Genomic DNA, 21,063 nt, shown 5'->3' with positions numbered 1-21,063 from the left:
CGACAGGTAGCGACTCATTCTAATGCGTGCCCTGGCGACGGCATTGATCTTCGTGATGGTAGGCGGCTGCAGTGCGGGAAATTTTGCACCGGTCGTTGATATCTACGGTCAAGAGCCACGAACCAGCAAGGTCACCGCTGGCACCCATGAAGTGCGCGGGGGAGAAACCCTATACTCCATCGCCTGGCGCTATGGTTGGGACTATCGGGAGCTGGCCAGGGCCAACAGGATTCCGGCGCCTTATACCATCTATCCGGGGCAGCGTATTTCCCTGGCGCTGAAAGCACCCTCCAGCGGTACTTCATCGGCCTCCTCAAGTACCAGTAAACCGGCACCAAAAGCCCAGGACAAACCCTCCAGCAAACCGGCACCCGCCAAGCCGCAAAAAACACCTGCGCCCAAACCCTCTGCGACTGCGTCTGCAGGTTCCACGGTGGGCCCGGTGAGCTGGCGCTGGCCGGCTGGGGGACAGGTGGTGGAAACCTTTTCCAGTGACAATCATGGCCGCAAAGGCATCGCCATTTCCGGTAAAACCAACAGCCCGGTAGTGGCAGCGGCGGACGGGCGTGTGGTGTATCGTGGCAGTGGCCTGACCGGTTACGGCAATCTGTTGATTCTCAAACATAGTGACCGCTGGCTGAGTGCCTATGCCCACAACGACAGAATGCTGGTCAAGGAAGGGGATGCGGTAAAGGCCGGCCAACAGATCGCCGCCATGGGGGCCACGGGGACTTTCCGTACCCAGTTGCACTTTGAAATTCGCAAGGATGGTAAACCGGTGGATCCGCTCACCTATTTGCCGAAGAAATAACCCCTCTGCCCACCAACGGAACCATCCATGACCAGTGAAACCCGCCGGGAACACCGCCTTTTGATGATCGCCGCATTGGCGTCAATCTTTACGGCATTGCTGTTGATCGCAGCCAAGACGGTGGCCTGGCTGATGACCGGCTCGGTGAGCCTGTTGGCGTCACTGGTGGATTCGGTGATGGATTCGCTGGCCTCGCTGATCAATTTCTTCGCCATTCGTTATTCCCTGGTCCCCGCCGATGAAGAGCATCGCTTTGGTCATGGCAAGGCGGAAGCGCTGGCGGGGCTGGGGCAGGCAATCTTCATTGCCGGCTCGTCGATATTCCTGATCCAGCAGTCTGTTTTCAAACTGATGGACCCGCAGCCGATTGAGCAGAATGCGGTGGGGGTAGCAGTGATGGTGTTTTCCATTGCGCTGACCTTCGGGCTGTTGTTGATCCAGAAATTCGTGGTCAGAGAGACCGGATCAACCGCCATCGAGGCCGATTCACTTCACTACCTGTCAGATCTGTCAGTGAACGCGGGGATCATCCTGGTGCTGGTGGTCAGTCAGTATGGTTTTCTGTGGCTGGATGGCGCCATGGGGCTGGTGATTGCCCTGTTTATTCTTTACAGCGCCTGGTCGATTGCCGGTGAGTCCATCCAGTTGCTGCTCGACCGGGAGATTCCCGGTGATGTACGTGATGTAATCGGGGCCATTGTGGCGGAGCATTCGCCGGCACTGGGGTTTCATGACCTGCGTACCCGCCAGTCTGGCCGCACCCAGTTTATCCAGTTACATGTGGATATGGATCAGAACCTGTCGCTGCGTGAAGCCCATGACCTGGCTGAACGTATCGAGCAGGGGATTCGCCAGGCCTATCCGGCGGCGGATGTGATTATCCACCAGGATCCGGTGGCGGTAGGCCCCAGCGTGCCGGTGGCCGGCCCCGGTAACGGCGATTTCTGATAGCCTTTCGCTGGCCGCCTGTTCTGTGCGGTCAAGCCCCCCTGTTAGAGTAAACACATTGTATTCATGTGGTCTTTTGAGTAGCTTCAAGGCTGTGTTTTTGCGTTGAGGACAGACCATGAAAAGCCAGCTTCAGGCGCGGCGGGTTTCCGCTATCTGGCAACAGGGCATGGCCCGCCGGCGGTTTCTGAAATGGGGCCTGCTGGGCTCCGCAGGCGTGGCGGCTGTGGCCGCCGGGGGCTTTGCCCTGCTGCGCCGTTCTCCACTGGACAAGCAGGAAGCTCCGGCCTGGGTACGAGGCCTGTCCGAGACGGAATACCATCTCTTCAACCGGGCACGGCAAGTGTTGTTGCCCGTTGACGGCACCGCTCTGCTGCCAAGCGAGCAGGTGCCAGTGGTGCAGAATGTGCAAACCCTGCTGGGGCATTTGCACCCGCTGACGCGAAAGGAGGTGGCGGCCGGCCTGGGTCTGTTCGATAACGCTGCGGTGCTCACTCGAGGCAGCCGGTTTGTCGATTTGAATGATGACGATGCCCGGGCCTATTTCGATAGTTGGGGCCAGGGCAATGTGATCCAGCGGACCCTGGCCACGGTTATCAAGCAGCTCGTCTATAGTGCCTACTGGCAGGATTCCGCCACCTGGCCACCCACGGAGTTCGATGGACCGGTGAGTGACAAGTGGGGGCTGGAATACCTGGGTAATGCACCGCTGCCTGACAGTGTTGCTGATGGGGAGGCGCGGGCATGAGCGAAGTGAAATGGCAGGCTTCCGGCTTGCGAGTCCACCAGGCCAGTGATGTTACCCGTGACCATTTGCAGCTGGAAGCCGATGTGGTGATCGTCGGGTCTGGGGCTGGTGGGGCAGTCAGCGCCTATGAGTTGGCCAAACGGGGAATGAAAGTGCTGGTGCTGGAGGCAGGTCCTTATGTGCCCTCCAAGGACTTCACCGAGAATTTCACCGACAGCCTGGACACCCTCTATCAGGATCATGGCAGTCAGAGTAACAGCGACGGCGATTTGCTGGTGCTTCAAGGGGCCTGTGTGGGAGGCTCCACGGTAGTCAACGGCTGTGTCTGTTTCCGAACCCCGGACTTTATTCTGCAGGACTGGCAGCGGGATTTCGGTCTGAGTGAACTCACCGTTGACGAACTGGCGCCGTATTTCGACGAAGTGGAAAAGAACCTGGCCGTTCACGATAACGGTGAGCATGAAATTCCCCGGCATGGTCGTCTGATTCGCGCTGGTGCCAATCGACTGGGCTGGTCGGTGAAACCGCTTAAGCGCAATATTCGCCAGTGTGGCCTCACCGGACATTGCCTGTCTGGCTGCAAGACCGAGCGCAAACAATCCATGCTGGTGACCTATCTGCCCTGGGCGGCAGCTCATGGGGCGCAGATATATGCGGATACACGGGTGGAAAAAATTGTTACCCGCGAGGGTAAGGCTAGTGGTGTGGAGGCAATCATTACCCGCCATGACGGCACCGTGGCAGCAACCCTGTCGGTGTCTGCGCCCCGTGTCATTCTGGCGGCCGGGGCAGTGCAGACCCCCTTGTTGCTACTCAAGAGCGGCTTGGCAAACCGGTCAGGGCAGGTGGGCAAGAATTTTGCCTGCCACCCCTCCCTGTATGTACCAGCCCGATACCCGGAACCTGTGTACCCCTGGCGGGGTGCCATGCTGGGGGTCTATGTGGATGAGTTTATGCATCCGGACAAGGGTGGGTTTGTGCTGGAAGATGGCGGAGCTGGCCTGGTAGAGCTAACCATGGCCGCAGAACCCGGCACCGGAAAACCGTTCATGGATTACATGGCCAATGCCAAATATCTGGCCGGGTTGGTGACGCTGATCCACGATCACAATGTGGGCAGCATCGAATGGGATGGCGAGCGTAAAAAGATCAACTACAAGCTCAGTGATACCGACTTTCCCTCCATGCAACGGGCATTGAAAGCTGCCGCCAGGTTGCATCTCGCTGCTGGTGCCAGCGAAGTCTATGTGCCTGCCAGCGATCAACGGATTATCCGCAACGAGGCCGATATTGACAGCCAGGTGGACAGCCTGGAAAACCAGCCCCAGCATCTGCGCATGGTCAGCTACCATCCACAGGGTACGTGCCGTATGGGGGCGGACCCGGACCACAGTGTGGTCGCCGCCAATGGCCAAAGCCATGATGTACCCGGCCTCTATGTGGCCGATGCCAGCCTGTTACCCACCTCGATCATCGTTAACCCTCAGATTACCGTTTACGCCCTGGCCACTCGAATTGCCCGACATATGGGCTGATTCGGTGCCTTCAACAGCCTGCCTGGGGGTGGCTGACAGGATGTCGGTTGCTCCCGGTCACCAGGGAGCCTCTGAATAACTCCTTGCATGCTCAGTCTTTCAGGCTGGCTCGCAATCTAGGCGCGATTTTGAAGGTGTATGTCCATCCATCGAAAAAGCGCAACAACGAGTGCGAGTCAGCCTGGAAGACCCGGAGGGCGAGGTCTGAAGGGCCCATCTGCTGCGCTTTGCCGCTAGGAAAGGGAACCACCCTGCCCGTCGCGACAAAACACAACAGCTGCACCCTTCAGGCCACGCTGAGTACGCAAGGAGTTATTCAGAGGCTCCCTAGGGCTTTGGCGTTTGTAACGGTTTGTTATAGACTGGGACCTGCATCCGTGGCCTCATCGCGGCGCCTGACGTAAGCCTTTGCCGCCACAGAAAATTTTCTTCAGTCGGTCGTATTGCCTGATACGCCGCTTCTTCAGAAAATTGCCTGTGACAACAAATTCTTGCGCCATGCATCCACACTGAAGCCACGGATACAGGTCACTAGAAATTACCGCTCCACCAATAACAACAAGGACCCAAAGGAACAGGGTCTGCCCAGGAGAGGGTTAGATGAATAACAACAAGCGTGCGCCGCTGCCCGGCTTTCTGGCCGGTCTGGAGCCGTTGAGTCGTCGCAGTTTCCTGCGCAGCTCCGTGCTCGCCAGCGCCGCAGTTACCTCCGGTTGTGCCAGTATGTTCGGGCGACGAAATGCCCCGGAAGTGCTGCAATACCATAGCCTCAATCAGGACGAAGCCCGGGTTATCACCCGCCTGACCGAGGTCATGTTACCCACCGCCAGTTATGGGCTGCCATCCAGTACCGAGGTCGTGCCGACGGTCAAGAATGTGGACGCCATGAGCCAGCGCATGCCCCAGCAGACCCGCGAGTTGCTTGGCCTGGGTATCTGGGTGTTCAACAACCGGCCCATGGTCAGCTTCAAGTTCAGCCAGTTCACCTCCCTCTCCGACGACAAGGCGCTCGATTACGTTAACGCCATGCAGGAAGGATCGTTCTTCGAGCGTGGTCTGATGACCACGCTGAAAGCCCTGGTGGCATTGAATTACTGGCGTGATGAGCGCACCTGGCCGGGGCTGGAATACCATGGCCCGGTGACCGAAGTATGGGGCGTGCGGCGTCTGGGTAATGCACCGTTGCCGCGAGCCTGAGAGGGGGAATTATGGCTTTTGTACGTGTCGCCCGTGACGGTGTCTCCGTCACCGAGGCAAAAGATGTGGCCCTGGATGCAAACCTGGGCAAACGCTTCACCCTGAAAACCGATGTGGTGGTAGTGGGCTCTGGTGCTGCCGGTTCCATTGTGGCCTATGAAATGGCCAAAGCCGGTCGCGATGTATTGGTGCTGGAATCCGGCCGCTATTATCCCAGCTCTCAGTTTACCGAACACCTGGGTGATACCATGACCAAGATCTATCAGGATCAGGTCGGCCAGGTAAATACCACTGCGGATATCATTTTTGTCCAGGGCGCCTGTGTCGGTGGCTCTACGGTGATCGGTGCCTGCGTGATGGAAGAGCCCGATGATGCGGTGCTGGATGGCTGGGCGAGCCAGTATGGCCTGGAGAATCTGTCGGCAGAAAAATTCCGGCCCTACCTGGATGGCGTGGCAGACCAGTTGCAGATTCATATCAACGAGGCCCACGAGATCAACGCCTGTGCCCACAAGGTGATTCAGGGCTGCGAGAAAATGCAGTTTTCCTGGAAACCGGCCCAGCGCAACGTGAAGCAGTGCGCGCTGACCGGGCACTGCCTGGCGGGGTGTCCTTCTGACCGGAAAATGAGCTCTCTGGTGACGCATTTGCCCTGGGCCGCCGCCCATGGCGCACGGATCTTCTCGGATACCGAAGTGGTACGTGTGCTGACCCGTGATGGTCGGGCCCGCGGCGTGGAAGCGCGTATTACCGACCCGGACAGCGGCGCCCACGTAGCCGACATGCAGGTGGATGCGGATATGGTGGTACTGGCCGCTGGCGCCATTCATACACCGCTGATCATGCAGCGTAGTCAGATAGAAGATCGCAGCGGTCAGCTGGGTCGTAACCTGTCGATTCAGCCCTTCACCCAGGTGCTGGGTAAATTCAAGGAGCCCTTGTATGGTTTCCGGGGGGCGCTGGTCGGGGTGCAGGTGGATGAATTCACCCGCACCGATGGCTTTACTATTTTCTCAGGGTTGGCAGAGCCGGAATCGCTGCTGGCTCAGGGTGACATGAAGGCGGGCAAGGCCCACATCGACTTCATGAAGAACTACAAGTACTACGCCGGGGTGAATGCGTTCAGCACGGACCAGGGCAGGGGATACGTGGAATGGTCCGGGGATGCCTATAGCGGTGACAAGACCATTCACTGGAACCCGAACCGGGAAGAGTTCAACAATATGAAGGCGTCTGCTGCTCTGGCGGCGCGTATCTTCTTCTCCGGCGGCGCGGAAAAAGTCTACATGCCCACCTTCCAGAATCTGGAAGTGGATTCGGTCTTTGCGCTGGATGAAACCCTGGACAAGGTGGACTTCGGCCTCAAGGGCATGTACACCTTCAGGGCCAACAGCTTCAGCCCCCATGGCACCTGCCGTATGGGCGCTGACCCCTACCAGGCGGTGGTGGCTCCCACAGGGCAGGTGTATGGCACAGCAGGTCTGTTCGTGGCAGATTCAAGCCTGATCCCCGAGCCCATGACGGCTCCGATACAGTGGACCGTGCAGGCGCTGGCCCAGTATGTGAGCGACCAGATCATCGAGAACGCGCACAATTACTTTATCGGTTAACCGCTGTTACGAAGAGCGAGTTGTAGGGAACAAGGGCATGCCTGGCGGCATGACTTCGTTCCGTTCAGCTCGCTCTTTGCATTCCGGGGCTTGAGCTAAAGCCGAGGAATTCCGGCACCTTGTCTGTATCCCGCCGCGACGTAAATCGCGGCTCCCACGGCGTCATTCCCCATCCCCGCCTGTGCTAGCATTGATGCCCTAATCGGCACGTCATTTCAGGAGAGTCATCATGCCGGGTTTCGAATTCGCAACCACTCATCGTGTGCTGGTAGAGGCGGGCGCCGCCGGCCGTCTGCCGGGGCTGTGTCAGGAGCGGGGCGCCAGTCGGATACTGCTGGTCACGGATCCGGGTATTCGCAGCACGCCACTGCTTGGACCGGTGGAAGACAGCTTTCGTCAAGCCGGTATGCCGCTGGTCATCTTTGATCAGGTTAGTGCGGATCCGGCAGACACTGTTGTGCTGGATGCTGCACGGCAGGCGAGGGAGGCGAAAGCTGACCTGGTGATTGGATTCGGTGGCGGCTCCTCCATGGATGTGGCCAAGCTGGTGGCATTGCTGGCGCATCCGGATGCCAGTCAGCAACTGTCGGATATCTACGGGGTGGGCTTGGCCACGGGGCCAAGGTTGCCGTTGATACAGGTGCCGACCACGGCGGGGACCGGCTCGGAAGTGACCCCTGTCGCCATTGTCACTACCGGGGCCACCACCAAGGCCGGTGTGGTGGCACCCTCCCTGCTGCCGGATCTTGCCGTGCTGGATGCGGAGCTGACCCTTGGCCTGCCGGCCCATGTAACTGCTGCCACCGGTGTGGATGCCATGGTTCATGCCATTGAGGCGTACACCAGTGCCCACAAGAAAAATCCCTATTCGGATATGCTGGCCCAAGAAGCCTTGCGCCTGTTGGGCGGGAACCTGGAGACCGCTGTAAACGATGGCAGCAACCTGGCGGCCCGTGAAGCCTGTTTGTTGGGAGCAATGATGGCCGGCCAGGCGTTTGCCAATGCTCCGGTGGCCGCCGTGCATGCGTTGGCCTATCCGCTGGGTGGGCATTTTCATATTCCCCACGGCTTGAGCAACTCGCTGGTACTGCCGGAGGTGCTGAAATTCAATGCTGCAGTAGCCGCCCCCCTGTATGCAGAGCTGGCGCCGATTCTCAGTGATCAGCGTTTCACGGATGCCAGCGGTGGTGCCGAGGCACTGATTGCGGCACTGGAGTCCCTGATCAATGCGGTTGGATTGCCGGTACGCCTGCGCGATGCCGGGGTTAGCGAGGACAGCCTGGAAACTCTTGCAGCGGATGCCATGCTTCAGCAGCGTTTGCTGATCAACAACCCACGGGAAGTCTCCGAGGCCGATGCGCTGGCGATCTACAAGGCGGTGTATTGATGGCAGAGAAGGGCAACCGGCCTGATCGTGATGAGTATGGGTATCTTTGTCCGGTGGATAGCCGCTGGAGCGATAACGACATCTACGGCCATATAAATAACGTGGTTTATTACAGCTATTTTGATTCCACCATCAACCGTTATCTGATCGAGCAGGGGGGACTGGATATTCATGATGGTGAGCATATCGCCTATGTGGTCAGCTCCGGTTGTGATTATCTGGAAGCCGCTGCGTACCCTGACTCGTTGTCTGTGGGTATGAAGGTGGACAAGCTGGGCAACAGTTCTGTGCGCTACGGCCTGGCATTGTTTGGCGCTGAAGGGCCGGCGAAGGCGACGGGCTTTGTGGTGCATGTTTTTGTGAATCGTCAAAGCGGCCGGCCGGTATCGATCCCGGCGCCGTTAAGGGAAGCGCTGGAAAAGCTCGTCTGACTGGCAAACGCGTTTTGCCCTCTGGAATCACTCCAATGGGAGGAGGATAGGGTAGGGTGCACTGAGCCGAAGGCGAACTGCACCATCAAACGCCGAATCGGTGCAGTTCGCCTGAGGCTCAGTGCACCCTACGCATTAACAGCCAAGACGCGGTTGTCCTCATCACAAAAAAGCCCGGCCTTTTGAGCCGGGCTTTTTTGTGGCTGACCATCACGATCAGTTGGGGAAGAAGTTCAACTTGTAGTCTCCCTTCCAGGTTTCCACATTCATAGCGCCAAAGTTCATGCCTTTGGCAATCAGCGTGATACGTCTTTCCAGTTGGCTGTCGCCCAGCTGGCTGGATTTCACTTTTACATCCTGTACATCGCCGTTGGGTGCGATAACTAGATAGAGGACCACTGTGCCTTGCAGGGCAGGGTTGCTGCGCAGAGCACGCTGGTACTGGCTGTTGAATTTACCAGCGTAGCGGTCGAATACACGGCGCAGTTGCTCCTGGGTACGACGGCTCTTGCCATCGCTGCCCTTGCGCGTTGTGCTGGCTGCCTGACCGGATTCGGCGATCTTGCTGTCCACCTTGCCGCCACCCACAGTCCCTGCAGACAAGGTGCCGCCACCGCCACCGCCGCTGGATGCCCTGGCAGTTGCTACACCGCCGGATCCTCTGCCGGCACGCTTGCCGATCAGATCACGTTCTGCCTTGGCGGCGCTATCACCACCGGTGCGCAGACTGTCGCCTGAATCTACCAATGGGCCAATATCATCCAAGCCGGCCAGGGAGTCTCCCAGATCTTCTTCGAGTCGTGCCTGGGCTTTTTCTCGTGCCTCTTCCCGTTGAACTTCAGCAGGCCGCGGTTTCGGTTCAGGCTCTGGCTTGGGTTCCGGTTTCGGCTCTTCAGGCTCGGGTTTTTCCTCCGCTTCTTCCTCCTCGGGTTCAGGCTCCGGTTCGGGCTCAGGCGGTGGTGGCTCTTTTTGTTTTTCGAGAACCAGCTGTGCCAATCGTTCAGGGATTTCCTGTTGTTCCCGCGGGTCAGGTTTTTCAATGGTGACCGATTCCACCAGGATCATCATCAGCAGTGCCAGAATCAGCAGAATGATAACGATGCCGTAAAGGCGCCGGTCTTCCCCCTCTTGTTTGTCCCAGGGCAGGGAGCCATCAATGAGTATTCGCAGCTTGTTGTTATTGTTCTGCGTCATTCAGACTCCTCCTCTGCCACTTTCAGGACAGCAAAGGCGACCTTGGTGTAGGGCGTCTCCATGCAACTGCGCATCAGTTTCTTGATGACGGCATAGGGTACATCCCGATCGGCCTGAATCATCACTTCCCGCTCATCTTCCGGGTTTACCGCCAGAGCGCGGGAAGCACGGAATTTCAGCTCTTCTACCAGGGCATCGACGGTACGTTCTTCCTGTACTTTAACTGCCTGAGTATCGGCAATTTTACGGCCATCGATAATCACATTAGTGGCGCTGACCTGGATGATCAGGACATCGTTGGGCAGCTCCTGTGCGGTTGATTCCGGTAGCTGAATATCTTGGTCTTCCGGTAGTTTGGCGGCGTTGTTGTTATTCACCAGCAGGAAGATCAGCAGGATAGTGAAGATATCCATCAGTGAAGTCAGGTTCAGTGTGGCAACCATCTTGTGGCGGCCATGGTGACGGGCCATTCGGCGGGCGCGGGCGGATTTCTTCACGCGTCACCTCCGTTACTGCCAGTCTGATCCTGAGGCGCTGAACCAATGCTGATGCTTGGGAACAGCTCTTTCTTGATGGTCTGGCCATTGATCTCTGTGTTGTACAGACGCACGGCGTCCATGGTGTGGATCATCACCTCATAGGGGGTGTCGTCCTCACAGAGCAGGGTAATGGCGGTTTCCTCGGGAAACTTTTCTTTCAGCGTCACCAGATAATCATGCAGGGCGGCGCTGTCATGATCTTCGCCCTTGTTGTCCACAATTTTCAGTACGGCACTGGTGTTTCGGTCCACCACTTCATAGCGGTTACCGTAAATCAGTACTTCCAGTACCAGTTTGTCTTTTTCGTCGTCTTCCGAAGGTGGACTGCTCTCATTCACCGCGGGCAAGTTCAACTGCAGGATAGAGACCTGCGCGAAGACCGCGTTGATGAGCAGAAAGGGAATCAGCACTACCATCAGATTCAGAAAGGCAGTGATGTTCAGTTCCACATCGGTGTCGCGCGAACGTCGTCTGCGAAATCGCATACCAGATCCTTACACCAGATTGGCGAAAACAAGAAATTACGGCTTATTGGCCGTCGTTCTTGCGCTCTTGCTGGGCAGAAACCTGGCGGAAGACGTTAACGAATTTCACCGAGGCCATTTCCATGCTATCCACCAGTTTGCCGGCCATGGCGTTGATAAAGGCGAAGGCTAGCAGCATGGGAATGGCAGCAATCAGACCGAAGGCGGTGGTATTCATGGCAACGGAAATAGAGGCGGAAAGCAGATCGGCCTTCTGTGCCGGGTCAGCACTGGCGACTGCGGTAAAGGCGCTGATCAGGCCGAGGATGGTACCCAGCAGGCCGAGCAGGGTGGCAATGTTGGCAAAGGTGCCGATGTAAGGAGTCCGGGCCTCCAGACGCGGGATGATTTCCATCAGGCCTTCTTCCATGGCCAGTTCGATATCATCGTGGCGCTTGGCTGTCTTGGCGCGCTCCAGGCCGTAGCCGATGACTTTGGCCATGCCGGTGTTACTGCTGCTGACCACATCCAGCGCCTGGCGAAACTGGCCCTTGGCGATCAGGGGATAGACGTCTTTCCAGGTTTTCTGGTTCTTTGCCTTGGTGGCCTGAAGGTAAATGATACGTTCCAGGGACAGGGCAAGGCCCAGGGCCAGGACGACAAGAATGGGGTACATGAAGAAACCGCCATCCTGAATGAAGGTAATAGCGGTCTCGACAACGCCAGAATTCTGGGCGGCGGTGGTGGTTGGCATGGACTTCTCCTGCGGTATTCCTGTTAGTGTTATTGTTTCGCATGCAGCTAAACCGTCTTGCTGGCTGCTACACCTTCCCCAAAGCGCCAATTTTTATCAGAAAAAAGGCTCGGGCGCATCTAGTGATATCGGTTGATGTGCTATTTCAGGAACAGATCATCGTTATCCGGCTCCTGATTAAGAAGCTGGTGATACTCGATTTCCCGCATCAACACCTCCTGATCCAGGGGTTCGAGTACCCGGTTGAGCAGGGAAGAGGTGGGGTCTTTTTTCTCCAGCTTCACCTCCCGGTCCTTCCAGGGCACCACGTTGAGTACCGTGGGGGCTTCCTGGGTGCCGATCACATTGGTGGACGCTTCCTGGCCATCGCCTTCGGCGTGGCTGACTGTGGCGCACACAAGAGCGGCGATCACGAGTAAAGGGCGCATCAGTTCAACTCTCCATTTTTGTTGCCGGCGTTCTGGTCCGCCACTGGCTGGCTGGGGGCGTCCGGGGCTCTGCGCTGCAGGTCCACAATCCAGTTGGCCACGTTCTCATCCGGCAATTTCTGCAGGTTCTGGTAGGCCTTGAAATGTTCCAGTGCCAGGTGCAGATCCTGTAGGTAGAGCTCGGCGAGAACGGCCAGATTGAAATGAGCGCGAGCATACTTCGGGTCCAGAACCAGCGCTCGCTCGTAATGGATACGGGCATCATCGAACTGACCCTGCTCACGCAATGCCAGGCCAAGGCCGTTGTGGGCATAGGGGTTGGCATCGTTGATGGCCAGGGATTGCTCGAAGGCCTGTTGTGCCTTGGCGTAGTCTTCCTGTTCCATGTAGATCAGACCCACATTGAGCTGAGGGCCGGAAAGTTGCGGGAAACGCTCACCCAGGGAGCGGAACATTACCAGGGCTTGCTTGTCTTTGTCTGCCATTCGAGCCTGCAGTGCACGGGCATATTCCGCCATGGCCTGCTCGGCGACCTTCTCCACCTTGGGATCATGGGGTACCGGCGGAATATGAATGGCGTCACTGTCGGCGGCAGCGCCACCGTCTTTCTGTTGCTCGTATTTGCTGGTGCCGCCCTCGGTGGAGCCCTCCAGCCCGATGCCGCCCTTGCTGGCACAGCCTGACAGCGCCAGGGCAGCGAGCAGTGCGGTGGCCGCGCCCAGGCGGCCGTGATCAGTAAATGATGTCCACATAGCTTTCTACCTGTTCAAACTTCGCATAACGGCCGGGGATCAATTCTGCCAGCGCGCCAAAGCTTTTCTTTACCCACTGGTCATAAATATCGTCGGTGACCAGATTGGTATTGGCGATAAGGATGTCGATGGCCTGGTCCTCGTAGGGGAAGGCCTTGTCTTCCAGCAGCATGGTGTACTCTTCGAGCTCCAGTTCATCCAGCCCGTTCGGGCGTTCGGAGGCAATCAGGTCGCGGGCCAGTACCCGGTACATTTCGCCGATCTTGTAGTTGGCGGCGGTGGCATATTCCGCGACGCCGATGTCAGCGACTGCCTGGTAATCCGCCAGGGCTTTTTTCATGACTCCGGTCTTGGCGGCCAGGGAGGTTTTCAGCGGTTGCGTAAGGGCAATGCGTTTGAATTCCGCGAAGTGGGGTTCTGCCAGGGTAAAGCTGGCGTAGGCCGCCAGCCAGGCAACCCGGTCATTAGCTTCACCGCCGGCTTGGCGGTAGCTGGTTACCAGTTGTTGCAGCCAATGGTTTTCTCGCTCGCTGTTGCCGGTTTTCCGGTTCAGCTCTACCAGCCGGAATTGCGCTTCAGAGCGGAAATCGTAGGGTTGCGGCCACTCCTGAAGGTACTGCTGGTAGAGGGCAATGGAGGCCTGGGGCTGCTCTGCCCGGTCCTGCATTTCCGCTGCTTTCCACAACGCCTGGCGGGAGAGCTCGGGATCGTCGCCTTTGTAATTGGCAGCAATCAACTGTAGCTCGCCGGCAGCGGCGGTGTAGTTGCCCTGTTTCTCGTAGGCAATGGCCAGCTTGTCAGGGATGGTGTCAGCGAGCGGATCATCGGGGTAGCGCTGACGGAAGGCTTCCAGAACCGGGATGGCATCGGTGCTGCGGCCCTGGTTGATGAACAAGGTGGCGGCATCGAATTCCGCATTCTTGCGAACCGCCGCTTCCGGCACGGCCTGGCCAACACGCAGGAAGGTGGCAGCGGCGATATCCAGGTTACCCTGTTCCTGCTGCTGCTCGGCCTGACGGTAAATGCTGACCGCCAGTTTCTCCCGGTACTGCGCGCGTTGTTCAGCGGGCATCTGCATATCGAGCAGTTTGCCGTAAGCCATTTCGGCCACCTTGAAACGGCCAAGATCGAATTCGCCGTTGGCAATGGTGGCCCAGCCATAGCGCATCAGCTCGGCGGAAGGGGGGGGCTGTCGATTGACCAGAATGCCGGCGGTTTTCACGGCGCCTTCCACGTCACCCAACGCCAGTTGGTCCTCGGCGGTGTCATGCAATACATTGGGCACTTCCGGGTGTTCCGGGAAGCGTTGTCCGTATTGCTGGGCGCTGGCGATTTTCTTTGTCCGCCAACGGCTTGCCTGTTCCTCGTCCGGGTTGCTGTCGAGAATCTGCTGGTAGGCTACCAGGGCATTGAAGGCGGCATCACCGCCTTTTTCATAGCCCTGGTACTGATATGCCGTACGTTCAAACTCACTGATAGCGGCCGGGTAATCCTCGGCGGCGTAGAGCACTTCCGCATAGCGGTGATTGACCTTGCCCTGGTCTTCGCTGGCTGGAGGGGTATCCAGGTATTCCTGGTACCAGCGCGCCGGGTTGCGGTAATCCGCCGGGTTGCCGGATTTCTGGGCCAGCACATGGTGGTATTCGGCCAGATCGAGAATATGACCCTTGAGCAGCGAGACATACTCTTCACGAATATCGGGATGGCGGCCCCAGTAATCGCTGTTTATCCCATAATGCTGAATAAATTTTTCCTTGGCCGGCAACACCAGGGTAGGGAAGCCACCTTTCTGGTAGGCGTCGATCTGCAGACTAGAGAATTCCGGCGCCAGGGTGGAATTCGGGTACACCTGGACAAACATGTCGAAGGCTTCTGCTGCATCGCGGAAGCGTTCCTGGCTCAGGTAGACCTGGCCCAGGGAGCGGTAGATTTCCGGTTCGTAGTCCCGCTTGCCGTTGCGAGCAAACCACGTTTTCACCGACTGCGGGCCATCCAGGTTACTGAACGCCAGGCTCACCACGCGCTGGGTATCGGCGAACAGTTTGTTCTCCATGCTGGTGTCGTCATTAAGCTCACTGGCGCCATTCAACGTGTCCAGCAAGGTAAAGAAGCTGGCTTGGGCCAGCTCGTAGTCGCCCAGTTTGTAATGACTCCAGCCATGCTTGTAGAGCGCCTGGCTGTAGAATTCATTATTGGCGCCGCGATTGATGACGTCAGCGTAGGCTTTTTCCGCATAGTCATAATCGCCGTCTGAGAACAGCATTTCACCCCGACGGAACTGGGATTCCAGGGCCCATTCGCTGTTCGGGTACTGCTCCACCAGGGTGTCAAGGCTGGCGCGGGCCTGTTCCAGGTTGCCATCCATGGCGTAGGCCTTGGACAACAGGTAATAGGCTTCCGCGCGTTGATCCGGATCGCTGGTGGTGTTGAGCAGTTCCTGATAAAGGGAGATGGCGGTGTTGTAATTCACGTCCTTATCGGCCATAGATGGCGCCATGGTGCCGGCCAGATCCAGCAGCGCCAGTTTTCGTTCGTTATCCGTTGTAGTGTTCACCTGCTCCATGGCATTGTCGTAGACGAGTTTGTCCACTTTTTGTTCGAGACGCTGGTTATCGGCGTCTTCAATACCCATTTCCTGTTCGGTGGCAGAAGACAAGGCCAGGTCCGCCATACGACGGAGCGTTTTGGCTCGACGTTTCGGGTCGTCGAACAGCTCAGCTGCCTGCCGGTAGCTGTTGAGTGCATCCTGGGTGCTGGCGCTTTCCAGTTGCTGCTCTTCAATGATGATGTCGGTGCCTTCCAGATCCGCCAGGGTGGTTCCCCCGAAGCGGGCCTGTTGCTCCAGTGTGCCGTTCTGCGGTGCAGACGCGCAGCCGCCAAGAGCAATGATTGCGGCTGCCAGCCCATGCAGGCGAAATCGGTTCACGATCCTGTCCTCTGTTTGCTGCCGTCAGATGCCGAAGTGTCCTGCAGGCGGGCGACGGCCAGATGTGCCTCGGCCAACTGATCTGCCAGTTTCTGCTGGTTGGCCAGTAGAAGCGCAAGGGCATCGGCCTGCATGCTCTTTTCCAGAGCCTCAAGGGTGTCTTCGGTAAGACGCTTTATGTTGTCAATTCGTTGGGTCTGCCCGGCCAGTCTCTGGCCCAGGTCGTCCCGGGTGCGCAGGGTGGCATCCCGTATCTGCTGTTGTACGGCAGCAATTCGTTCGCCCAGAACACTGCTTTCTTCTCGTAATTGGGTAGCAGCTTGCTCCTGTTTTTGCCGTTGTTCTATCGACTGGTGAGCAATATCCCACAACAACAGGCCGCGTACCTTGCGTAAGCGAAGGGCATTGGCATGACTGGAGCCGGGTAAGGTGCCGAACTGGCGAGCCATGGCATCCACTTTCTTCCACATGATGGCCTGTTCGGGGGTGGCCACGTCTTGCGGTTTGCTCATGTCGACAAAATTGGGGATCGCTGAGGATACCCTGTCGCTAGCCAAGGCCAGTTGCTCCTGCCGGCCCATGTGACGAGTCATTTCAGCGCGGACATGCGGAAGGTTGCGGGTCAGGCTTTGCTGCTGGATTTGATAGGTTTCCTGAAGCGCGGGCAGTGACTGCTGCCATTGCTCCACCATGGTCTTGATCTGGTGAATCTGCCGGTAGTGCTCGAAACGTTGGGCAAAGGCGTTGCTGGAAAACAGTTTGTAGAGATAGGAGAGTTCATTGCCCTGGGCGAGATCGCCACTGTTGGCTGGCAGTAGGCCGGCCTGGTTGCGGTCTTCCGGTAACAAGGCTTCCGACCAACCAGGTTTGGTGATGTTGTCGATGGTCTGCTGGATGTCTTTCAATGCCTGACGGTATTCCGAAGCGGCATACTGATAGCCGGCTAGGGCCTGGGGCAGACCACCGAGCTCTTCGTAGGCACGGGGAGCTAGCATGAGCGCTTCCTGCACAGAGGGGTGGCTGCTGTTGCGGCGTACCGCTTCCAGCCACAGTGGCAGGGCGCGTTTTACCTCCCCGGCCCGGTAATTGGCCAGTCCAAGGGCGAGTAGGGCATCTTCGGAGAAGGGGCCGTCACTGCGAACCTGGCGCAGGTCTGCACGGGCACTTTGCAGTTTTCCTTCTCTCAACTCGGTCAAACCGGAGGCCAGAGCGGCCCGATCGCGCAGGGCGAGAGCCTGGTCAGAACTGCCGCCGGCTTCCAGTAAGGATTTCAGCAGGGCAACCCCCTGTTCGCGATGACCGCCGCGAATCAATGCCACACCCATGTTGTAAGTGGCGTAGCGGCCTTCATCCGTGCTCAGGGGAACAGAATGCAGATAATCCAGAGCACCAGCGAAGTCTTCCTCGGCCATGAAGATATTGGCCAGCATGAGACGTCGGCGGGCGTCGTCAGCCGAGTCCAGCCCATCTACATTGTCGCCGTCTAGAATCATGGCCGCTTCTGCCAGATTGCCTTCGCGATAATGCAGAGCCGCCTTGTGCAGCCAGGTCTGGGCCCGGGTGCGGCTGAGAATGTCCTTCTCCAGCAGGCGGTTGAAGATGACCTCTGCCTTGCCCGGCAGACCATAGGTCACATAGAGGTCGCCAAGTAAAAGCTCTGCGTAATCGGTATTTTCGTTGAATAGCGCCTGCTCCTGATTGACCAGCAGGGTATTGATGGCATTAAAGTTGGCATGACGGTAGTAGTCGAACATGACCTCGCCAAAAGCCAGGTAGCGGTGTTCCTCTTCGCCAAGAGGTATCGGACCTTCGTTGAAATCATCGAAGAATTCGACTTTTGCCGCCTGGGCGGGGGACAACAGGGTGGCGAGGCACGCCGCGACCAGCCATCGTTTTCGCCGCACCTGTGTCATTGCTGATTCCACTCACGGAATTCAAACTTGTGCTGCTGCTTGTTCAGGTCGTCCACCACCTGCATCTCCACCATTTTTTTGCCGGCCCCCTTGGTGAAGGTATAACTGGTGCTTTTCTGGTAATCCTTGCCTAGCGGATCATAGCCGGTGATGGTGGCTTCCATGACATGGCGGCCACTGGCCAGATTGCCGGTGTAGAGACGTTGGATGCCGCCCTTGGTGAGGGCCTCGAATTCCTGGTCAGTGTAAAAATGGTAACCCACGTGTTCACCATCAATGGTTAGATTCACATCGACCAGGCGAATCGGAGTGCCCACATCCACGGAGACAAAGATGCTGGTTTGCGGGCTGGCATAGAGGAGCTCCTGCTCGAGCAGGGTGAGATCCCGGTTCAGGTCCAGGGCTTCGCTTTTCAGCTGGCGGATCTGCTCGGACAGACCATCGTCATCGGCGCCGCTGGCGACCGTACATAGGCCGACAAGGAAGGCGCCGCACAGGGGCAAGAGTGCTTTCATGGGGTGGCGATCGCTTTGTGTTGTTGTTATTGGCCGGTAAACCGGCTGGCGTAGTGCCTAGTTGTAATCAGAAGAATGCCTTAAATCAAGGGGAACAGTCAGTCATTATTGGCCGTGAGAGCCGATTTTGGTGGCTTCTATAGTCAAGGAGTTTCACTTGATTGATATGAAATTACCAGTACTGCTGCAGCAGAGCCTTAATCAGGCTGGCCTAGAGGGTGATTGGACCCTGACTCCGGCGGCGGGCGGAGATACGGCTCTTAGCGGGGTTATTGATAACGGAGCGAGTCGTTATTTCGTTAAACAGCATCGCAATCAGCATTTGCTTGAAGCGGAATCTCTCGGGCTGCAAGCACTGTCGGAAAGATTGAGGGTGCCCAGGGTTATCCACTATTACGGTGCCAGCGCAGGCGGGGTATTGATCCTGGAGTATCTGTCCATCGAACCCCTGTCGGGGAATCGTGACTGGATGGCTGCCGGGGCAGCGCTAGCCCGTTTGCACCGGATCCAGGGGCGAGCCGGTTATGGAAGCCACCCGAACAACTTTATCGGTGCCAGCCTGCAAAGCAACGCGGGCCATAGTGACTGGCGCGCCTTTTTTGCCAGCGAAAGGTTGGCGCCTCAACTGCAGCGGGCCCGGCAGCAGGGCTTGCCGCCGGCGGCCGCGGAGCGCATCGGCCAGGTGATTGAACAGCTGGACCGCTGGCTGCCTGCCCGGCCACCTTGTGCCCTGGTCCACGGTGATCTGTGGCAAGGCAATCTGGGGCAGGTGAACGGGGAGCCGGTGTTCTACGATCCGGCCTGTTATCATGGCGACCCACAGGTGGATCTGGCCATGTTGAATCTGTTTGGCGCTGTGCCGGCGGCGTTCTATCAGGGTTATCAGTCGGAGTGTCCCACTACATTGCGATATCAGGCCTGGCCCGTGTACGACCTGTATCACTGGCTGAATCACTACAATCTTTTCGGTGGTCAGTATGCCCGGGCAGTGGATGACACCGCCCGCCGCTTGCTGAACACCCGCTGACAGGAAACGCGATGCAGATCATTGCCGATGCCAACATGCCGGGACTGGAAGCCTTTGACGCCATGGGCACCGTGACCCGGGTGGATGGTCGAAGCCTGACCCGACAGCAGCTGGGTGACGCCGAGGTGTTGCTGGTGCGGTCGGTGACCCGGGTGGATGCCAGGTTACTGGCAGGATCCCGGGTACGTTTTGTGGGCTCGGCTACCATCGGTACGGATCACGTGGATCTCGGCTACCTGCAGGAGCTGGGCATCCGCTTTGCCCACGCGCCGGGCTGCAATGCCCGTGCCGTGGCGGAATATGTGCTGCAGGCAGTGCTGCGGCTCTGTCAGGCTGGCAATCGTTCCCCGCTGGGGGCAACGGCGGCGGTGGTGGGACTGGGCAATGTAGGGCACCGGGTGGCCTACTGGTTGTCCGATCTGGGCATGTCCGTGCGAGCCTGTGATCCGCCACTGGAGGAACAGGGCTATGAGGGCCCCTACGAACTGGAACCGCTGGATGCCATGCTTGATGCGGACCTGATCAGCTTGCATGTGCCACTGACAGACAGTGGGAATCATGCCACCCGCCATCTGCTGGATGCGGGCCGTCTGTCACGGCTGTCTTCGTCGCAGATGCTGATCAATACCTGCCGGGGGCCGGTGATCGACAATCAGGCTTTGCTGGCGGAGCTTGATGCGGGCCGGGGCCCGGCCACCATTCTGGATGTGTGGGAAACCGAGCCACTGGTGCCGCCCGCGTTATTCCGGCAGGTCCTGCTCGGCTCACCGCATATTGCCGGCTATAGCGCTGAGGGCAAGCTCAAGGGGACCCAGATGCTCTATCAAGCGTTCTGTGACTGGCTTGGAGTCACCGCACAACCGGCGCCGGTGTCGGCAAGCAATGAGATCATCACGCAGCCGGTGGCGAGCGAGGAGGATTTGCTCAAGGTGTTGCAGATAGCGTATCAGTTATCTGAGGATCACAGGCGGCTCGGTGACAGCCTTGCCTCAGCGGATCCTGGCAAGGCATTTGACCGGCTGCGCAAGGAATACCCGTTGCGCCACGAGCTCCATGACTGGCATTACCAGGGGGATATTGCTGCGCCCTGGCAGCCGATCATGCGCCGGCTTTTTGCGCCGGCGTGAACGGCTGGGCAGGGGGCTGACCGCTTTTTTCAAGGCGCTGAAATGCTTGCTGGATCATGGCTTCGGTGATGGGAACTTCCCGTCCCTGCTCATCAATGATGGCGCCACCGTGGAAATTCTTGCCGGGTTGCTGGCTGTCGAGGTTCATGGCTGCATCCCTTTGAGTCTGCATGATTGAGTCGTTTATTTAGGCGCTGCCCACCGTGGACAGCAATGCCATTTTTGTATCTGGATATGACCGCTTTATGAAAGTCGACGAAAGTCTCTGTCTCGGTGTTCTGGTAAATCCCTACGCGGGGCTCGGTGGCAGCGTGGCACTGAAGGGTAGCGATGGCGAGGAAACCCGTGACGAAGCGCTGCGACGCGGTGCCGAGCCCCAGGCGCCGGCCCGCATGACACGCGCGCTGAAGGCGCTTGCCGACGCGCAAAACCTGACCGTACTGACCTGGGCCGGCGAGATGGGGGAAACAAGCTGCCGGGAGGCCGGACTGTCCTGTCAGGTCATCGGCCAATCCGCCATGCCCAGTGGTCCACAGGACACCCGCAGGGCGGCAGAGGCTCTGAAAGGCGCAGGTGCGGAGATGATCCTGTTCGCCGGCGGTGACGGCACTGCCCGGGATCTGGTCGATGCGCTGGGGCAGGGGACGCCGGTTTTGGGCGTTCCCGCCGGGTGCAAGATGCATTCCGCAGTCTATGCCATCAACCCGGAAGCCGCCGGCAGCCTGCTGGCAGAGCTGGCTGGCGGCGAGCTGGTGGG

21 protein-coding genes are annotated in these 21,063 nt (G+C 58.3%); 11 read left to right on the top strand and 10 right to left on the bottom strand.

Annotated features, from left to right (window positions below):
* The first annotated feature begins 22 nt into the window (after window positions 1-22).
* From B3Q33_RS04230 to B3Q33_RS04195, 8 genes are all read left to right on the top strand, one after another.
* The gene (locus B3Q33_RS04230; RefSeq protein WP_272962882.1) at window positions 23-811 is read left to right on the top strand and encodes a peptidoglycan DD-metalloendopeptidase family protein; all 789 of its coding nucleotides are present in this window, start codon (window positions 23-25) and stop codon (window positions 809-811) included.
* A 27-nt stretch (window positions 812-838) separates the two neighbouring features.
* Complete coding sequence (locus B3Q33_RS04225; RefSeq protein WP_272962883.1) at window positions 839-1,759, top strand: cation diffusion facilitator family transporter; 921 nt, start codon at window positions 839-841, stop codon at window positions 1,757-1,759.
* 118 nt (window positions 1,760-1,877) lie between these two features.
* A complete protein-coding gene (locus tag B3Q33_RS04220) occupies window positions 1,878-2,507 on the top strand; it encodes a hypothetical protein (RefSeq protein ID WP_272962884.1) in 630 nt (209 codons plus the stop codon).
* Window positions 2,504-4,042, top strand: coding sequence for a GMC family oxidoreductase (locus B3Q33_RS04215; RefSeq protein WP_272962885.1), 1,539 nt, complete (start codon window positions 2,504-2,506; stop codon window positions 4,040-4,042). The genes B3Q33_RS04220 and B3Q33_RS04215 overlap by 4 nt, the downstream gene beginning before the upstream one ends.
* Window positions 4,043-4,642: 600 nt before the next feature.
* Window positions 4,643-5,239: a transcriptional initiation protein Tat gene (locus B3Q33_RS04210; protein ID WP_272963241.1), complete on the top strand. Its 597-nt coding sequence runs from the start codon at window positions 4,643-4,645 to the stop codon at window positions 5,237-5,239.
* 11 nt (window positions 5,240-5,250) lie between these two features.
* Window positions 5,251-6,849, top strand: coding sequence for a GMC family oxidoreductase N-terminal domain-containing protein (locus B3Q33_RS04205; protein WP_272963240.1), 1,599 nt, complete (start codon window positions 5,251-5,253; stop codon window positions 6,847-6,849).
* A 229-nt stretch (window positions 6,850-7,078) separates the two neighbouring features.
* Entirely contained in the window at window positions 7,079-8,236 is a 1,158-nt protein-coding gene (locus B3Q33_RS04200) for an iron-containing alcohol dehydrogenase (protein WP_272963239.1), read from the top strand.
* Window positions 8,236-8,667, top strand: coding sequence for an acyl-CoA thioesterase (locus B3Q33_RS04195; RefSeq protein ID WP_035244613.1), 432 nt, complete (start codon window positions 8,236-8,238; stop codon window positions 8,665-8,667). The genes B3Q33_RS04200 and B3Q33_RS04195 overlap by 1 nt, the downstream gene beginning before the upstream one ends.
* A gap of 216 nt (window positions 8,668-8,883) precedes the next feature.
* Here the strand turns inward: B3Q33_RS04195 and B3Q33_RS04190 are convergent, their stop codons facing one another.
* The 9 genes from B3Q33_RS04190 to B3Q33_RS04150 all read right to left on the bottom strand — a co-directional run bounded on the left by B3Q33_RS04190 (window position 8,884) and on the right by B3Q33_RS04150 (window position 18,152).
* Entirely contained in the window at window positions 8,884-9,861 is a 978-nt protein-coding gene (locus B3Q33_RS04190) for an AgmX/PglI C-terminal domain-containing protein (RefSeq protein ID WP_272963238.1), read from the bottom strand.
* Window positions 9,858-10,358 (bottom strand): ExbD/TolR family protein, encoded by a 501-nt coding sequence (locus B3Q33_RS04185; RefSeq protein WP_035244609.1) that lies wholly within the window; start codon window positions 10,356-10,358, stop codon window positions 9,858-9,860. The genes B3Q33_RS04190 and B3Q33_RS04185 overlap by 4 nt, the downstream gene beginning before the upstream one ends.
* Window positions 10,355-10,885 carry an ExbD/TolR family protein gene (locus B3Q33_RS04180; protein ID WP_035244607.1) on the bottom strand — a complete coding sequence of 177 codons (531 nt, stop codon included), beginning with the start codon at window positions 10,883-10,885 and terminating at the stop codon, window positions 10,355-10,357. Before B3Q33_RS04180 ends, B3Q33_RS04185 begins: the two co-directional genes overlap by 4 nt.
* Before the next feature lie 43 nt (window positions 10,886-10,928).
* Window positions 10,929-11,618, bottom strand: coding sequence for a MotA/TolQ/ExbB proton channel family protein (locus tag B3Q33_RS04175; RefSeq protein ID WP_052042430.1), 690 nt, complete (start codon window positions 11,616-11,618; stop codon window positions 10,929-10,931).
* A 140-nt stretch (window positions 11,619-11,758) separates the two neighbouring features.
* Window positions 11,759-12,046 (bottom strand): hypothetical protein, encoded by a 288-nt coding sequence (locus B3Q33_RS04170; protein WP_035244606.1) that lies wholly within the window; start codon window positions 12,044-12,046, stop codon window positions 11,759-11,761.
* On the bottom strand, window positions 12,046-12,798 hold the full coding sequence (locus B3Q33_RS04165; RefSeq protein ID WP_272963237.1) for a tetratricopeptide repeat protein: 753 nt from the start codon (window positions 12,796-12,798) through the stop codon (window positions 12,046-12,048). The genes B3Q33_RS04170 and B3Q33_RS04165 overlap by 1 nt, the downstream gene beginning before the upstream one ends.
* The gene (locus B3Q33_RS04160) at window positions 12,779-15,724 is read right to left on the bottom strand and encodes a tetratricopeptide repeat protein (protein WP_272963236.1); all 2,946 of its coding nucleotides are present in this window, start codon (window positions 15,722-15,724) and stop codon (window positions 12,779-12,781) included. Before B3Q33_RS04160 ends, B3Q33_RS04165 begins: the two co-directional genes overlap by 20 nt.
* Window positions 15,721-17,637, bottom strand: a complete 1,917-nt coding sequence (locus B3Q33_RS04155; RefSeq protein WP_035244604.1) for a tetratricopeptide repeat protein — start codon at window positions 17,635-17,637, stop codon at window positions 15,721-15,723. Before B3Q33_RS04155 ends, B3Q33_RS04160 begins: the two co-directional genes overlap by 4 nt.
* A complete protein-coding gene (locus tag B3Q33_RS04150; protein ID WP_035244603.1) occupies window positions 17,634-18,152 on the bottom strand; it encodes a hypothetical protein in 519 nt (172 codons plus the stop codon). The genes B3Q33_RS04155 and B3Q33_RS04150 overlap by 4 nt, the downstream gene beginning before the upstream one ends.
* Before the next feature lie 166 nt (window positions 18,153-18,318).
* Here B3Q33_RS04150 and B3Q33_RS04145 point away from each other — a divergent pair, with 166 nt between their 5' ends.
* Window positions 18,319-19,179 carry a fructosamine kinase family protein gene (locus B3Q33_RS04145; protein WP_272963242.1) on the top strand — a complete coding sequence of 287 codons (861 nt, stop codon included), beginning with the start codon at window positions 18,319-18,321 and terminating at the stop codon, window positions 19,177-19,179.
* Window positions 19,180-19,190: 11 nt separating this feature from the next.
* Window positions 19,191-20,306 carry a 4-phosphoerythronate dehydrogenase gene (locus B3Q33_RS04140; protein WP_035244602.1) on the top strand — a complete coding sequence of 372 codons (1,116 nt, stop codon included), beginning with the start codon at window positions 19,191-19,193 and terminating at the stop codon, window positions 20,304-20,306.
* Here the strand turns inward: B3Q33_RS04140 and B3Q33_RS04135 are convergent.
* Window positions 20,278-20,478 carry a PA1571 family protein gene (locus B3Q33_RS04135; protein WP_156964803.1) on the bottom strand — a complete coding sequence of 67 codons (201 nt, stop codon included), beginning with the start codon at window positions 20,476-20,478 and terminating at the stop codon, window positions 20,278-20,280. The genes B3Q33_RS04140 and B3Q33_RS04135 overlap by 29 nt on opposite strands.
* 73 nt (window positions 20,479-20,551) lie before the next feature.
* On the opposite strand from B3Q33_RS04135, the gene B3Q33_RS04130 reads away from it, so the two are divergent.
* Window positions 20,552-21,063, top strand: a 512-nt coding sequence (locus B3Q33_RS04130; RefSeq protein ID WP_286826991.1) for an ATP-NAD kinase family protein, incomplete at its 3' end; no start/stop codon positions are given.

The sequence above is a fragment of the Alcanivorax sp. UBA3183 genome (genome assembly GCF_002364155.1).
Classification (GTDB): Bacteria; Pseudomonadota; Gammaproteobacteria; order Pseudomonadales; family Alcanivoracaceae; genus Alcanivorax; species Alcanivorax jadensis.
The sequence above is the reverse complement of the archived record's forward strand: the minus strand, read 5'-3'. Positions and strand labels throughout refer to the sequence as shown.

Coding starts and splice junctions, on each gene's coding strand:
- B3Q33_RS04230 (WP_272962882.1), top strand. CDS start 23: ATGCGTGCCCTGGCGACGGCATTGATCTTCGTGATGGTAGGCGGCTGC.
- B3Q33_RS04225 (WP_272962883.1), top strand. CDS start 839: ATGACCAGTGAAACCCGCCGGGAACACCGCCTTTTGATGATCGCCGCA.
- B3Q33_RS04220 (WP_272962884.1), top strand. CDS start 1,878: ATGAAAAGCCAGCTTCAGGCGCGGCGGGTTTCCGCTATCTGGCAACAG.
- B3Q33_RS04215 (WP_272962885.1), top strand. CDS start 2,504: ATGAGCGAAGTGAAATGGCAGGCTTCCGGCTTGCGAGTCCACCAGGCC.
- B3Q33_RS04210 (WP_272963241.1), top strand. CDS start 4,643: ATGAATAACAACAAGCGTGCGCCGCTGCCCGGCTTTCTGGCCGGTCTG.
- B3Q33_RS04205 (WP_272963240.1), top strand. CDS start 5,251: ATGGCTTTTGTACGTGTCGCCCGTGACGGTGTCTCCGTCACCGAGGCA.
- B3Q33_RS04200 (WP_272963239.1), top strand. CDS start 7,079: ATGCCGGGTTTCGAATTCGCAACCACTCATCGTGTGCTGGTAGAGGCG.
- B3Q33_RS04195 (WP_035244613.1), top strand. CDS start 8,236: ATGGCAGAGAAGGGCAACCGGCCTGATCGTGATGAGTATGGGTATCTT.
- B3Q33_RS04190 (WP_272963238.1), bottom strand. CDS start 9,861: ATGACGCAGAACAATAACAACAAGCTGCGAATACTCATTGATGGCTCC.
- B3Q33_RS04180 (WP_035244607.1), bottom strand. CDS start 10,885: ATGCGATTTCGCAGACGACGTTCGCGCGACACCGATGTGGAACTGAAC.
- B3Q33_RS04175 (WP_052042430.1), bottom strand. CDS start 11,618: ATGCCAACCACCACCGCCGCCCAGAATTCTGGCGTTGTCGAGACCGCT.
- B3Q33_RS04170 (WP_035244606.1), bottom strand. CDS start 12,046: ATGCGCCCTTTACTCGTGATCGCCGCTCTTGTGTGCGCCACAGTCAGC.
- B3Q33_RS04165 (WP_272963237.1), bottom strand. CDS start 12,798: ATGTGGACATCATTTACTGATCACGGCCGCCTGGGCGCGGCCACCGCA.
- B3Q33_RS04155 (WP_035244604.1), bottom strand. CDS start 17,637: ATGACACAGGTGCGGCGAAAACGATGGCTGGTCGCGGCGTGCCTCGCC.
- B3Q33_RS04150 (WP_035244603.1), bottom strand. CDS start 18,152: ATGAAAGCACTCTTGCCCCTGTGCGGCGCCTTCCTTGTCGGCCTATGT.
- B3Q33_RS04145 (WP_272963242.1), top strand. CDS start 18,319: ATGAAATTACCAGTACTGCTGCAGCAGAGCCTTAATCAGGCTGGCCTA.
- B3Q33_RS04140 (WP_035244602.1), top strand. CDS start 19,191: ATGCAGATCATTGCCGATGCCAACATGCCGGGACTGGAAGCCTTTGAC.
- B3Q33_RS04135 (WP_156964803.1), bottom strand. CDS start 20,478: ATGCAGACTCAAAGGGATGCAGCCATGAACCTCGACAGCCAGCAACCC.